Genomic DNA, 13,192 nt, shown 5'->3' with positions numbered 1-13,192 from the left:
TGGGAGAATGACATGAAGACTGTTCTGAAACTGGCGCTCGGCGCGCTTGTCTCGATGAGTATGCTGGCAGGCGTCGCGCATGCCGCGGGCCTGAAGGATCCGAAGGATGTCCGCATCACCTTCGTGGTGCATGGTTCGGCATCCGATCCCTACTGGTCGGTGGTCAAGCGCGGCGTCGACGATGCGGCGGCCCTGACCGGCGCCAAGGTCGAATATTACGCACCGCAAGTGTTCGATGTGGTCGAGCAGGCCCGCCTGCTCGATGCGGCCATCGCCACCAATCCGGACGGCATTGCCGTCTCCATCGCTGACGCCAATGCACTCGGCAAATCGGTCAAGGCAGGTCTTGCCGCCAACATCCCGATAGTGGTTCTGGATTCCGGCGAGAAGGAAGGCGCCGAACTCGGCACGACGCTCTATGTCGGCACCGTCTCCGAATATGATTCCGGCAAGAAGGCCGGCGAGCGATTGGCGAAGGAAGGCACGCTCAAGGTCGTCTGCATCAACCACGAGGTCGGCAATGTCAGCCTCGACCAGCGCTGCCAGGGCTTGAATGACGGGCTGAAGCCTTCCGGCGGCGGCACCGAAGTCCTGACCGTGTCGCCCGATCCGGCCGACATCCAGCGCCGCACCGAAGCCTATCTCTCGGCGCATCCCGACACCCAGGCCGTCTTCGCGCTCGGCGCCACCGCCGCCAACCCGTTGATCCCGTTCTTCCGGCAGAAGGAACTGTTCGGCAAGATCAAGCTCTACACCTTCGACATCAGCCCGGAAGTTCTGGATTCGGTCGTTGCCGGCGAGATGGGCTTCGGTATGGACGCCCAGCAATATCTGATGGGCTACCTGCCGGTGATCTATCTGGTCGAACACGCCACGCACGGCTTCTGGCCGCAGAACAACGCCTATACCGGTCCGCTGTTCATCGACTCACCCGACAAGGCCAAGGCGATCCTCGCGCTCGCCAAGGACGGCATCCGCTAGTCAAACAAACCAAACGAACCGGGGAAGCGCGCATGCGACTCCCCGGTGTCTGGTCGACATTGCGAAGTGAGCGATTGGGGAGCCTAATGGCAGCCGTGGAAGACAAGGCGATATCTTCAGAAGTGCCGGTCAAGGACCGTTTCGGCATGACGTCGAAGCGCGCCGCCGGCGCTGATGAACGGCTGGCCAGCACCGGCCGGCTGACGCAATGGCTGCGCCGGCCCGAAGCCGGTGCCGCCGGCGGCCTGATTGCCACCATCATCATCTTCGCGCTGTTGCCGGGTGCGTCGAACCTTTATTCGTTGCAGGGGTCGATGACCTTCCTGACGCTCGCGGCCGAACTCGGCATCATCGCCACGGCCGCCGCGCTCCTCATCATTGCCGGTGAATTCGATCTTTCGGTCGGCTCGATGGTCGGCTTCGCCGGCGTCGTCATCGGCCTGACGGTCAAATATTGGGGCCTGCCGCTGTGGGGCGGCATCGCTTGCGCCTTCGCGGTCGCCATCCTCACGGGCTACGTCAACGGCCTGATCGTGGTGAAGACCCGCCTGCCCTCCTTCATCGTCACGCTGGCCTCGCTCTATATCCTGCGCGGCCTGTCGATCGGCATCACCCGCGCCGTCACCGGCCGCACGCAGATACCCTACATCCTCGACGGCGCGCCGGACCCGGCCACCGCGGGCCTGTTCAACGGCCATCTGTTCACCGGCTTCTTCCACTGGATGGGCACGCAAGGCTGGATCGCCACCCGTACCGATGGCATTCCCTTCGTCGTCGGCATTCCGATGTCGATCGTCTGGTGGCTCGGCCTGACAGCACTTGCAGGCTATGTCTTGACGCAGACCAAATACGGCAACTGGATCTTCGCCACCGGCGGCGATCTCAATGCCGCCCGCAATGTCGGCGTGCCGGTCGACCGCGTGAAGATCGCGCTCTTCATCTACACCGCCTGTGCGGCAACCTTGCTTGCCACCATCCAGGTGATGGAGGCCGGCTCCGCCGACACGACGCGCGGCCTGCTCAAGGAATTCGAGGCGATCATCGCCGCGGTCATCGGCGGCGTGCTGCTCACCGGTGGCTACGGCACTGTCTATGGCGTGCTGTTCGGCGCGCTGATCTTCGGCCTGGTGCAGATGGGCATCTTCTACACCGGCATCGACACCGACTGGTTCAAGGTCTTCCTCGGCATCGTCATCCTGATGGCGGTGCTGGTCAACAATTACATCCGCCTCAAGGCACTCGGACGCGGAGGCGGCAAATGACCAACCCAGCCCGGACCATCCAGCCGGCAATGGAACTGCGCGGCGTGTCGGTCAATTTCGGCTCGGTGCGCGCGCTGCAGGACATCGACATCAAGGTCTACCCCGGCGAGGTGCATTGCCTGCTCGGCGACAACGGCGCCGGCAAGTCGACGCTGATCAAGGTGCTGTCGGGCGTGCACCGGCCGAGCAAGGGCGAGATTTTCGTCGACGGCAAACAGGTCGCCTTCCGCAGCCCGCGCGACGCGCAGGATCTCGGCGTCGCAACCGTGTTCCAGGACCTCGGCATGATCTCGCTGATGTCCATCACCCGCAATTTCTTCCTCGGCCGCGAGCCGACCAGGAGCCGCCTGCCCTTCTCGCGCTTCGACAAGGAGCGCGCCAACACAATTGCCCGCCAGGCGATGGCCGATATCGGTATCGACGTGCGCGACCCGACGCAGGCCGTCGGCACGCTGTCCGGCGGCGAGCGCCAGTCGGTGGCCATTGCGCGCGCCGTGCATTTCGGCGCCAAGGTGCTGATCCTCGACGAGCCGACTTCGGCGCTCGGTGTCCATCAGGCGGCGATGGTGCTGAAATTCATCATCGAGGCGCGCATGCGCGGGCTGGCCGTGATCTTCATCAGCCACAACATCCATCACGCCTATCCCGTCGGCGACACCTTCACGCTGCTCAACCGCGGCCGCAATCGCGGCACCTACGCCAAGTCGGAAATCTCGCGCGACGAGGTGATTTCGATCATGTCGGGTGGCGAGGATCTGAAGGCGGTGGAAGCGGAGATCGCCGGGCTTTTGGCGCAGATCGGCAACAGGCCGTCGGCGGCGCCGTGAACATTTGCAGAGAGTAGCAGTATGAGCAGGATACGGGTCGGCGTCATCGGCGCCGGCATGATTTCGCAGGTCGAGCATATTCCAAACCTGTTGCGGCTCGCCGACCTGTTCGAGCTGGTCGGCGTCGCCGACCCGTCGAAAATCTCGCGGCAGTTCGTCACGGACACCCACGGCATCGCCAATTTCGAGACGCCAGAGCAGCTGTTCGACCAGAAGCTCGACGCCGTCGTCATCGGCTCGCCCGATCCGCTGCATCACGAACAGGTGCTGGCAGCGCTCGGGCGCGGCCTGCATGTCTTCTGCGAAAAGCCGCTCTGCTATTCACCGGAGGAGATCGCCGAGATCGTCGCCGCGCGCGACAAGGCCGGCAAGGTCATGCAGGTCGGCTACATGAAGCGCTTCGATCCGAGCTACCGGCTGGCGCTGGCCTCACTGCCGGGCAGCGCGAAGACGCTGCGTTCCGTCTCGGTCGAGGTCAACGACCCCGATGCCTGGCCGTTCATCGCCCACCATCGCTATATCCGCGGCAACGATATTCCAAAAGAGTTGATTGCCGCCGCGCAGGCCAGGCAAAAACAACAGGTCGAGCGCGCCATCGGCCAGCCCATAGCCGATCTCGCTTTCCGTGGATTTACCGGCGCTTACAGCTCCGCCCTGATTCACGATGTCAATGCCGTGCATGGCCTGCTCGATGCGCTTGGTGTGCCGGACGGTGAGGTCGTCGGCGCACAGATCTTCGCCAATGGCGATGGCGGCCAGGGCGCGGTAAAACTGCTCGACGGCCAGGCGCTATGGACGATGACCCATCTGACAGTGCCGAAGCTCGCCGACTACAAGGAGCGCATCACGCTGTTCTTCGACGATGCCAGCCTCGAGCTCGAATTCCCCTCGCCCTGGCTCAATCATCATCCGACCCGGCTGACGATCAAGACATCGGATGGCCATACGCTATCGACCAGAGACCTCCGTGCCGGCTATGGCGAAGCCTTCGTCGAGGAACTGCGCGGCTTCTGGGGCGCGATCGTCAACGGCGACGAAGTGGTCAACCGCCCCGAGCACGCCGCCCGCGACCAGGCGCTGCTGATCGCACTGACCAAGCGGCACATGGAAACGGCGCCGGCCGGCTGAGTATCAGCCCATCCTACCTAGTATTGATGACGCCGTCGGTATTCGCAAGCAGCTTGCGCACGGCATTGCGGGCCGCGTCCGGCCGCTGCAGGCGGATGGCTTTCTCGATCGCCTCGTGCAGCTGCTGTGCGTGCTGCAGATCGTCGAGTTCACGCGTCGTATAGGTGAACAGGTGGTCGAAGGCGGATTCGATCAGCACGCCAAGCGGCACCAGGAGATCGTTGCCCGAGGCGCGCAGTATGGCGAGATGGAAGCGCGTATCGGCGCGCGTGCGCTCCTGAAGACTGGTCGCCTCGCCCATCTCGCGGCAGGCCTGGCTGATCTCGGCCATCTGCTCCTCGGTGCGCCGCATGGCGGCGAAGGCTGTCGCTTCCGGCTCGATGATGTGGCGGAATTCCTGCACCGTCTTCAGGAACACTTCGCGGTCGGGCGAGGTCGCGTACCAGGCGAGCACATCGCGATCGAGCAGGTTCCAGCGCTCCCGCGGCTCCACCCAGCTGCCGATCTTGGGCCGTGATGCCAGCAGGCTTTTGGCCATCAGCATCTTGATGGCTTCACGCACTGCCGAGCGGCTGACGTTGAAGGTCTCCGACCATTTGGCTTCATTCGGCAGGATGGTGCCTGGCGGGTAATCGCCGCGCACGATCCGAAGGCCGATCTCGCTGGCCAGCGAGGCATGCACGCTGGAGCCGGGCACCCGGGTCGCGTCAGCCCGACGAAGCGCCGCCGGGCGCTCGGCGGGCGCCGCCTTGTCGGGCTTCTTTCCCTTATTCGGCTTTCCGTCCCTCATGCGTCCACAAAGTCCGGATTTCGAAAGCTGTCAAGCAGCGGACGGGGCGCAGGCGGCAAAGCCTGCGGCTGTGCACAGATCAGGTTACAACCTTAGCCCCAAAGCCCTATTTGCCAGCCCTATTTGACGTATTTGCGCCAGCTATGCTCGGGACGGAAGCCAAGCATATCCCTGGCCTTGCGATTGGAGAGCAGCGTCTCGTACTCACCGAGCTTCGTCTTGACCGACACGTCGGGATAAAACCGCTTCAACAATTCGGCCGTTGGCAGGTCGGACGAGGTATCGTCATTGGCGGCGTTGAACACCTGGAAGCCGAGCCCGTCCGTTTCGACGGCGCGCAGCGTGATCTGGCCGAGGTCGCGGGCATCGACATAGCTCCAGGCGATGCGCTTGCGGAAGCCCGGATCGGCGAACCACTTCGGAAACAGCGAATATTCATGCGGCTCGATGACGTTGCCGATGCGCAAGGCATAGATATCGGTGCCGTTGCGCTGCGCAAAGGCACGCGCCGTGTGCTCGTTGACGACTTTCGACAAGGCGTAGCTGTCCATCGGATCGACGTCGTATTCTTCATCGAGCGGGAAATATTTGGGGTCGCGCGGCTCGTTGGCAAACACCACACCGTAGGTGGTCTCGCTGGACGCGATCACCACCTTGCGGATGCCGAGCTTCACCGCCGCCTCTATGACGTTGTAGGTGCCCATCGCATTGATGCGGAACACCTCATTGTCGGGCGTGATCATGATGCGCGGGATGGCGGCGAAATGCACCACGGCATCGACCGGCTGCGGGCGCAGCGACGGGTCGAACTCATGCAGGCCCATATAGCTCGACAGCGCGTTGAACACCTGGCCGCTGTCGGTGATGTCGGTGATCAGCGTGCGCACCTTGGGATTGTCGAGCGGCTTGGTGTCGATGTTGAGCACCTGGCAGCCCTGTTCGACCAGATATTGCACGACATGGCGTCCGGCCTTGCCGCTGCCGCCGGTGAACATGATCCGCTTCGTCATTTTCGTCTCCAGTGCCTAGGATTTCTGTGTATTGTCAGACAATATGGCGCTCCGCAACCACCCCCGCCTGCAAAACGGCGGCGCCCGATATCAATCATTGCAACAGGACTTCACGACATGACCACGACTGCCGCGAGCGAAAAGATCGGCTTCATCGGCCTTGGCCTGATGGGGCACGGCATCGCCAAGAACATCGTCGACAAGGGCTATAAGCTGACTTTCCTCGGCCGCAAGAACCGCAAGCCGGCGGAAGATCTGCTGGGTCGAGGTGCGACGGAAGCAGCAACCTCGCGCGACGTGGCGGCGGCTTCCGATATCATCTTCATTTGCGTCACCGGCTCGCGTGAGGTCGAAGCCATCATCCGTGGCCCCGGCGGCCTCAAGGAAGGCCTGAAGAAGGGCTCGGTCGTCGTCGATTGCTCGACCTCCGATCCGGTCTCGACGGTGGCGCTGGCGGCGGAACTAAAGGAGATCGGCGTCGACTTTGTCGATGCGCCGCTGAGCCGCACCCCGAAGGAAGCCTGGGAAGGCACGCTCGACGCCATGGTCGGTGCGCCCGACGCGCTGTTTGCGCGTGTGAAGCCCGTCATCGAAACCTGGGCGGGGCGCATCGTCCATATCGGCAACACCGGCGACGGCCACCGCATGAAGCTGCTCAACAACTTCATTTCGCTGGGCTATGCCGCGATCTATTCCGAGGCGCTGGCGCTGGCCGAGAAGGTCGGCATCTCGCCACCGCGCTTCGACAGCGTCATCCGCAACGGCCGCATGGATTGCGGCTTCTACCAGACCTTCATGCGCTGGACGCTGGAGGGCGACCGTGACGCGCATAAATTCACCATCGCCAACGCCTTCAAGGACCTGACCTATCTGGAATCGATGGCGGGTGCTGCCGGCATCGCCAACCCGCTCGGCAACGCGACGAAAAACTCCTTCGCCGGCGCCCATGCCACAGGCCCGGCCGAACAGTTCGTGCCGATGCTGGCCACGCATATTGCCAAGGTGAATGGCGTTGATCTCATGCCTATCAAGGAGGGCAAGAAGCAGACGATTTGAGAGCCCGGCGCGGAGTTCTATCGCCGCGCGCGCCCGATCCCCTCGTCGGTATTGGCCAACAGCCTGCGCACCGCGTTGCGCGCGGCCTCGGGCCGCTGCAGGCGGATGGCCTTCTCGATCGCTTCGTGCAGCTTCTGGGCGTGCTGCTGGTCGCTGACCTGTATGGTCGTGAAGACGAAGAGATGGTCGAGCGCCGATTCGATCAGCACGCCGAGCGGCACCAAAAGATCGTTGCCGGAGGCGCGCAGGATTGTGAGATGAAAGCGCGTATCGGCGCGGATACGCTGCTGCAGGCTCAGCGCCTCGCCCATTTCCCGGCAGGCCTGGCTGATCTCGGCCATCTGCTCGTCGCTGCGTCGCATCGCGGCAAAGGCGCTGGCCTCCGGTTCGATGATGTGACGGAACTCCTGCACCGTGCGCAGGAACGCCTCCCGGTCCGGCCCGGTCGCATACCAGGCCAGCACATCGCGGTCGAGCAGGTTCCAGCGTTCCCTCGGCTCGACCCAGCTGCCGATCTTGGGCCGTGAAGCCAGCAGGCTTTTGGCCATCAGCATTTTGATGGCTTCGCGCACCGCCGAGCGGCTGACGTTGAACATCTCCGCCCATTTGGCTTCGTTGGGCAGGATGGCGCCTGGCGGATAGTCACCGCGCACGATCCGAAGCCCGATCTCGTTGGCCAGCGAGGTGTGTACACTGGAGCCGGGGGGCCAGGCCGTATCCGGTCGTCGAACAGCGGTGGCAACCGGGCCGGCCGGCACATCTACCCTGGCGGATCGCCCTCTTGATCTGTCGTCCGGCATCGTCGGAATCGGCAATCTGTCGCGGGGAACCGTCCGGAATTGTCCGTGCCCTTCGTCGAAAGCAAGACGCGTGGACCCGTCAAAGCCGGAGCCTGCTGCCCCGACAATGCTGCCTGTCCTATCCCTGAGGAAAATGACGGGGCGTCCTCGAAAGGACGCCCCGGTATCGCTGGCTACTTCTGGATGCAGGTGTCGACCGTATCCTTGGTGCATTCGTCGAGGCCGGTGAACACCGGATCGGCGACGGCCTTGCCTTCGACGAGATCGATCATCACCGACGGCGCCTTGTAGCCCATTTCGAACGGCCGCTGGCCGACGAGTGCGGTGACGAGACCATCGCGGGCGATCGCCACTTCGTCGCCGATCGTGTCGGCGGCGCCGATGACGAAGTCGTTGCTGGCGATGCGGTCCTTGAGCGGCCCGAACAGGTCGCGATAGGGCTGCGGGGCGCCGAACAGCGGCCAGCCACCCATGATGCCGAACGCATCCAGCTTGGGATTAGCGGCGAGGATGTCGGTCATCCCCTGCACGCCCTTGGCGCCGTCATCGTTGGTGAACACCGGGCAGCCGGCGACTTCGGTCCAGCCACCTTCGCCGGCAAGTGCCGCGAGGCCTTCCTTGCCCGAAAGCGCGTCACGCATGCCTTGCGCGCGGCGCAGGATGTTGTCAGCCGCGGGATTGCCCTCGATGGTGCAGATCGTGCCACCATTCGGCTTGCCCTTCTTGATGTACTCACCGATCTTGTGACCCATCAGATAGTTGTCGGTGCCGAGATAGGTCTTGCGCAGCGCGGCATCTTCCTTGCTGAGGTCGGCGTCGAGGGTCATGATCGGGATCGTCGGATTGGCGGTCTTGATCGTCTGCGCGATCAGCGGCGCGTTGGACGGCGAAATCGCCATCGCCACCGTGTCGGCCTTGGTCAGCATGTCCTGGACGATCTGCGCCTCGCCGGCCTCGTCGGAGGTCGACGCCGGGCCGGTGTAGAAGCATTCATACTCCGAGCTGGCGTTTTCCTTGTTCCACTTCTCGCAGCCCTGGTGGATGGCTTCGAAGAACGGATTGTCGAGACCTTTCACCACGATGACGAGCTGCTTCTTGGCCAAAGCCGGCCCGGCACCCAGCGCCATAGCGGCGACGGCGGCGAGCAAAACTGTTTTCCTCATATCAGTCCTCCCTTGGAAACAGACGGACACGGCGTGCCCGCCACACAGACCAACCCGGAATGCGGTGACAGAGCATCGTTGTCTGAGCGCTCTTGTCGGCAGGCCGGGTCGATAAGCATTTTCATTCGGTCAGCCGGCTCGAAAAGGCCGGCAAGCACGGATGCATCGCCTACTGATCCCATGCGCAAACCGGAACGGGATCGACAGGTTACTCCTCCACCATCCAGCTAATATCGGCTTGGCGTGCACGTCAATGGTATTTGTCCTACAAAACGGATTTTTAGAATCCACCTGCCAATTGACGCCCGCGCAGGCATTTGCGTAAATGCAACTCAACATCGCTGTCCCGGGAGGAGCTGGGCAAGCGAGGGCCGCGGGCGGAACCGTTGGTCTGAGCATGATCCCGAAAAGTGGGAACCGGTTTTCGGAAGAGATCATGCTCCAACAACAAAGTGTTGGATCAGGATGACGTTTCAACCAAACGTCATCCAGATCCAAGTCAAGGGGAGGCAAGAAGGCTGGTGGCGGTTCTCGAACTCACCAACATCTCAAAGCATTTCGGCGCCATCCAGGCGGTCAACGATGTCTCGTTGTCCATCGAGCCCGGACAGGTCGTCGGCCTGATGGGCGACAACGGCGCCGGCAAGTCGACGCTGGTCAAGATGATCGCCGGCAATTTCCGCCCCAGCCACGGCTCCATGCAGATGGACGGCAAGGAGTTGATCCTGCACAAGCCGGTGGAAGCGCGCCAGCACGGCATCGAGATCGTCCACCAGGACCTGGCGCTGTGCAACAACCTGACCGCCGCCGCCAATGTCTATCTCGGTCGCGAATTGCGCAGGGGCGTTGGCCCGTTCCGCATCCTCGATTATGCCGCCATGTACAAGCGCGCCGGCCAGATCTTCGCCGAACTGAAATCGGAGACGCGGCCGCGCGATCTGGTCAAGCAGATGTCGGGCGGCCAACGCCAGGCGGTGGCGATCGCCCGCACTAGGCTGTCGCAGGCCAAGATCGTGCTGATGGACGAGCCGACGGCGGCGATCTCGGTCAGGCAGGTGGCCGAAGTGCTCAACCTGATCCGCCGGCTGCGCGACCAGGGCATATCGGTCGTGCTGATCAGCCACCGCATGCCCGACGTTTTCGACGTCGCCGACCGCGTCATCGTCATGCGGCGCGGCAGGAAAGTCGCCGACAAGACAATCGCATCCAGTTCGCCCGAGGAAGTCACCGGGCTGATCACCGGCGCGATCGAACAAGTCTGATTAGAGGATAAAGGTCGACAATGGCAGTCACTCTTGACCAGACGATCGCACAGAAACAGCACAGCTTTTTCTCGCGCATGTTCGCCAGCCAGACCTTCTGGGTGGTGATCGCCGTCATCCTCGCCTGCATTTTCCTGTCGTTTGCCACCGACGCCTTCGCCACCCAGAAAAACCTCTACAACATCACCCGCAACATCACCTTCGTCGCCATCATCGCGCTCGGCATGACCTTCGTCATCATCACCGGCGGCATCGACCTGTCGGTTGGTTCGGTGCTGTGCCTGTCGTCGATGGTGCTGGCCGTCACCATGCATGCCGGTTACTCGATCGAGGTCGGCATCCTGGCCTCGATCGCCACCGCGCTCGCCATCGGCGCCTTCAACGGCATATTGATCGCCTATCTCGGCTTTCCACCCTTCGTGGTGACGCTCGGCATGCTGTCGATTGCGCGCAGCCTGGCCATGGTCGCCTCCAACAACACCGTCGTGTTCCAGTTCGGGCCGGACCACGACAAGCTTCTGGCGCTGGGCGGCGGCGCCTGGGTGTTCGGCATCGCCAACCCGGTTCTCTACATGATCCTTCTGGCGCTGATCACCGGCTTTACACTGCGCTGGACCAAGTTCGGCCGGCACATCTTTGCCATTGGCGGCAATGAGCACGCGGCGACGCTGACCGGCGTTCCCGTCAAGCAGATCAAGGTCGCCGTCTATATGATCTCGGCGCTGGCGGCCGGCATTGCCGGCATCGTCCAGACCGGCTGGCTGGGCGCCGTCACCACCAATCTCGGCACCGGCATGGAGCTGCAGGTGATCGCCGCCACCGTCATCGGCGGCGCCAATCTAGCCGGCGGCGTCGGCACCGCCTTCGGCGCGATTGTCGGTGCAGCACTCATCGAAGTGATCCGCAACAGCCTTGGCCTGCTCGGCATCAATGCCTTCTGGCAAGGTGTGTTCATCGGCGGCGCCATCCTGCTTGCGGTGCTGTTCGACCGCATCCGCAACTTCAGGCGCAACGACTGAATTTTCGGGACTGAACCTTCCGCTGGAAACCATTGCTTTGACATCGAAATCCCTGTTCGACCTCAATGGGCGGCTGGCGCTGGTCACCGGCTCCGGCCAAGGCATCGGCCTGGCGCTGGCGCGCGGCCTTGCCGAGCATGGCGCAAGTGTCGTGCTCAACGGCCGCGATGCCGGCAAGGTTGCCAATGCAGTGGCAGGTTTGCGCGACGGCGGCTTCAAGGCGCATGCCTCGACCTTCGACGTGATGGATTTTCGCGCCGTCGATGCGGATGTCGCCCGCATAGAGGCCGAGATCGGTCCTATCGACATCCTGATCAACAATGCCGGCGTGCAGTTCCGCGCCCCGCTCGAGGATTTTCCCGAGGAGCAGTGGGAGCGCCTGTTCAAGACTAATGTCTCCGGCGCCTTCCATGCCGGCAAGGCGGTTGCCCGCAACATGATCGCGCGCGGAAAAGGCAAGATCATCAACATCGGCTCGGTGCAGAGCGAACTCGCCCGGCCCAACATCGCCCCCTATACCGCGACCAAGGGCGCGATCCGCAACCTGACCCGTGGCATGTGCACCGACTGGGCGAAATACGGCTTGCAGATCAACGCCATCGCACCCGGCTATTTTCGCACCGAGATGAACCAGGCGCTGGTCGACAACCAGGAATTCTCCGCCTGGCTGGAAAAGCGCACCCCGGCCGGCCGGTGGGGTTACGTTGACGAACTGATCGGCGCCGCCGTGTTCCTGGCGTCGGACGCATCGTCCTTCGTCAACGGCCACACGCTCTATGTCGACGGCGGCATGACCGCCTCGGTGTGACAGGCGCAGCGCTATTCGCTTTCGTACCTATCGCTCAGTCTGAAAATCCACCGCCATCGACCGTCTGCCACCCCACCAAAACCCCGGCGCCTTGACGCGAGCCCGAACTCAGCCGCACAATCCCCGATGCAGGCGACCAGTCGTCTGCGGGAGGATATACCCATGACGGACGCGATCAGGCTCTATTGGGGCCGGTTCGGACATGTTTCTGTCCTGAATGTCGCCAGCGACTTCGTCACCCATGCTCATGTCGAGGCCCACATCATCATTTGGCTGGAAGGCACGGCCGGCGAGATGACCGTCGGCCGCGAGACGGTGCCGCTTGGCCCCAGCATCGCCGCCGGCATCAATTCTTACCAGCCGCACAGCCATGTCCTGTCGCAGAATGGCAGGCCTGGCCTGTTCCTCGCCTTCTACATCGATCCCGACTGGGCGCGTCGGCGCCGCGACCTGCCATCGTCAGCGCCGCTGTTTGCACAGGCGGCGATCACACTCGAACCCTGGCTGCACCAGGCCGCCGCCAATCTGCTCGATCATCTCACCGACAATGAAAGCATCGACGACGTCGCCAATTACGAGATCGAGCGCTTTATCGATAGCGTGCTCGACGCCGCCGACGCTTCGGCGCCGCAAGAGGCACGCATCCGCATCAACACCATGCAGGATTTCCGCGTCCGCAAGGCGATTCAGCTGATGAAGGCCAATGTCTGCGAACGCATCTCGTTCGATGACGTCGCCCGCAGCGTCGGCCTGTCGCGGCCGCATTTCTTCGCGCTGTTCAAGGAACAGACCAACCTGACCCCAAACGTCTACTGGAACACGCTGCGCATGGAGGAAGCGGTGCGGCAGTTGCAGTGGTCGCAGGAGCCGCTGATCTCGGTTGCCTGCAATCTCGGCTTCACCACCCAGGGCAATTTCTCACGCTTCTTCCGCGACCATGTCGGTGTGCCACCGACGCTCTACCGCGAGGCGGCGCGGGCTGTGGCCTGAGCAAAGCGCTGGTTTTTCAGACTCCTTGATAGGGCCGCAAGACCCATTGATAAGCGCAGCACCAGCCGCCGCCCTACCCTGCTGCATATCGAATTC

General features: G+C 63.0%; 13 protein-coding genes. 9 read left to right on the top strand and 4 right to left on the bottom strand.

Translation table 11 applies throughout. The annotated features are described in order from the left end of the window. The first annotated feature begins 12 nt into the window (after positions 1-12). The 4 genes from AC1D1B_RS19930 to AC1D1B_RS19915 all read left to right on the top strand — a co-directional run bounded on the left by AC1D1B_RS19930 (position 13) and on the right by AC1D1B_RS19915 (position 4,198). Complete coding sequence (locus AC1D1B_RS19930) at positions 13-981, top strand: rhizopine catabolism ABC transporter substrate-binding protein (protein WP_477334159.1); 969 nt, start codon at positions 13-15, stop codon at positions 979-981. A 146-nt stretch (positions 982-1,127) separates the two neighbouring features. Next, positions 1,128-2,243 carry an ABC transporter permease gene (locus AC1D1B_RS19925; protein WP_477334849.1) on the top strand — a complete coding sequence of 372 codons (1,116 nt, stop codon included), beginning with the start codon at positions 1,128-1,130 and terminating at the stop codon, positions 2,241-2,243. Next, entirely contained in the window at positions 2,240-3,070 is an 831-nt protein-coding gene (locus tag AC1D1B_RS19920) for an ATP-binding cassette domain-containing protein (protein WP_477334158.1), read from the top strand. Before AC1D1B_RS19925 ends, AC1D1B_RS19920 begins: the two co-directional genes overlap by 4 nt. Before the next feature lie 21 nt (positions 3,071-3,091). Further along, positions 3,092-4,198 carry a Gfo/Idh/MocA family protein gene (locus AC1D1B_RS19915; RefSeq protein ID WP_477334157.1) on the top strand — a complete coding sequence of 369 codons (1,107 nt, stop codon included), beginning with the start codon at positions 3,092-3,094 and terminating at the stop codon, positions 4,196-4,198. A gap of 13 nt (positions 4,199-4,211) precedes the next feature. Here AC1D1B_RS19915 and AC1D1B_RS19910 read toward each other — a convergent pair whose 3' ends face one another. Then, the gene (locus AC1D1B_RS19910) at positions 4,212-4,988 is read right to left on the bottom strand and encodes a FadR/GntR family transcriptional regulator (protein ID WP_477334156.1); all 777 of its coding nucleotides are present in this window, start codon (positions 4,986-4,988) and stop codon (positions 4,212-4,214) included. 119 nt (positions 4,989-5,107) lie between these two features. Beyond that, on the bottom strand, positions 5,108-5,998 hold the full coding sequence (locus tag AC1D1B_RS19905) for an NAD-dependent epimerase/dehydratase family protein (RefSeq protein WP_477334155.1): 891 nt from the start codon (positions 5,996-5,998) through the stop codon (positions 5,108-5,110). A 117-nt stretch (positions 5,999-6,115) separates the two neighbouring features. Between AC1D1B_RS19905 and AC1D1B_RS19900 the strand changes: the two genes are divergently transcribed. Continuing rightward, positions 6,116-7,054, top strand: coding sequence for an NAD(P)-dependent oxidoreductase (locus AC1D1B_RS19900; RefSeq protein ID WP_477334154.1), 939 nt, complete (start codon positions 6,116-6,118; stop codon positions 7,052-7,054). Between the two features lie 17 nt (positions 7,055-7,071). On the opposite strand, the gene AC1D1B_RS19895 is transcribed toward AC1D1B_RS19900, so the two are convergent. Next, positions 7,072-7,854, bottom strand: a complete 783-nt coding sequence (locus tag AC1D1B_RS19895) for a FadR/GntR family transcriptional regulator (RefSeq protein WP_477334153.1) — start codon at positions 7,852-7,854, stop codon at positions 7,072-7,074. Positions 7,855-8,027: 173 nt separating this feature from the next. Beyond that, positions 8,028-9,017, bottom strand: coding sequence for a sugar-binding protein (locus AC1D1B_RS19890; RefSeq protein WP_477334152.1), 990 nt, complete (start codon positions 9,015-9,017; stop codon positions 8,028-8,030). A 521-nt stretch (positions 9,018-9,538) separates the two neighbouring features. On the opposite strand from AC1D1B_RS19890, the gene AC1D1B_RS19885 reads away from it, so the two are divergent. The 4 genes from AC1D1B_RS19885 (at position 9,539) to AC1D1B_RS19870 (ending at position 13,096) form a co-directional block, all read left to right on the top strand. Then, positions 9,539-10,279, top strand: coding sequence for an ATP-binding cassette domain-containing protein (locus AC1D1B_RS19885; RefSeq protein ID WP_477334151.1), 741 nt, complete (start codon positions 9,539-9,541; stop codon positions 10,277-10,279). A gap of 20 nt (positions 10,280-10,299) precedes the next feature. Further along, the gene (locus AC1D1B_RS19880) at positions 10,300-11,298 is read left to right on the top strand and encodes an ABC transporter permease (RefSeq protein WP_477280361.1); all 999 of its coding nucleotides are present in this window, start codon (positions 10,300-10,302) and stop codon (positions 11,296-11,298) included. Positions 11,299-11,335: 37 nt separating this feature from the next. After that, positions 11,336-12,106, top strand: coding sequence for an SDR family oxidoreductase (locus AC1D1B_RS19875; RefSeq protein ID WP_477334150.1), 771 nt, complete (start codon positions 11,336-11,338; stop codon positions 12,104-12,106). Positions 12,107-12,268: 162 nt separating this feature from the next. After that, the gene (locus tag AC1D1B_RS19870) at positions 12,269-13,096 is read left to right on the top strand and encodes a helix-turn-helix domain-containing protein (protein WP_477334149.1); all 828 of its coding nucleotides are present in this window, start codon (positions 12,269-12,271) and stop codon (positions 13,094-13,096) included. Positions 13,097-13,192 lie beyond the last annotated feature (96 nt).

The organism is Mesorhizobium sp. P2_C5_2 (genome assembly GCF_056404535.1).
This window is presented reverse-complemented; position numbering and strand designations above follow the sequence as displayed.

Excerpts from the sequence above, each read along its gene's own strand:
- AC1D1B_RS19925 (WP_477334849.1), top strand. The coding sequence starts at position 1,128 with ATGACGTCGAAGCGCGCCGCCGGCGCTGATGAACGGCTGGCCAGCACC.
- AC1D1B_RS19910 (WP_477334156.1), bottom strand. The coding sequence starts at position 4,988 with ATGAGGGACGGAAAGCCGAATAAGGGAAAGAAGCCCGACAAGGCGGCG.
- AC1D1B_RS19870 (WP_477334149.1), top strand. The coding sequence starts at position 12,269 with ATGACGGACGCGATCAGGCTCTATTGGGGCCGGTTCGGACATGTTTCT.
- AC1D1B_RS19920 (WP_477334158.1), top strand. The coding sequence starts at position 2,240 with ATGACCAACCCAGCCCGGACCATCCAGCCGGCAATGGAACTGCGCGGC.
- AC1D1B_RS19930 (WP_477334159.1), top strand. The coding sequence starts at position 13 with ATGAAGACTGTTCTGAAACTGGCGCTCGGCGCGCTTGTCTCGATGAGT.
- AC1D1B_RS19900 (WP_477334154.1), top strand. The coding sequence starts at position 6,116 with ATGACCACGACTGCCGCGAGCGAAAAGATCGGCTTCATCGGCCTTGGC.
- AC1D1B_RS19905 (WP_477334155.1), bottom strand. The coding sequence starts at position 5,998 with ATGACGAAGCGGATCATGTTCACCGGCGGCAGCGGCAAGGCCGGACGC.
- AC1D1B_RS19890 (WP_477334152.1), bottom strand. The coding sequence starts at position 9,017 with ATGAGGAAAACAGTTTTGCTCGCCGCCGTCGCCGCTATGGCGCTGGGT.
- AC1D1B_RS19915 (WP_477334157.1), top strand. The coding sequence starts at position 3,092 with ATGAGCAGGATACGGGTCGGCGTCATCGGCGCCGGCATGATTTCGCAG.
- AC1D1B_RS19880 (WP_477280361.1), top strand. The coding sequence starts at position 10,300 with ATGGCAGTCACTCTTGACCAGACGATCGCACAGAAACAGCACAGCTTT.
- AC1D1B_RS19895 (WP_477334153.1), bottom strand. The coding sequence starts at position 7,854 with ATGCCGGACGACAGATCAAGAGGGCGATCCGCCAGGGTAGATGTGCCG.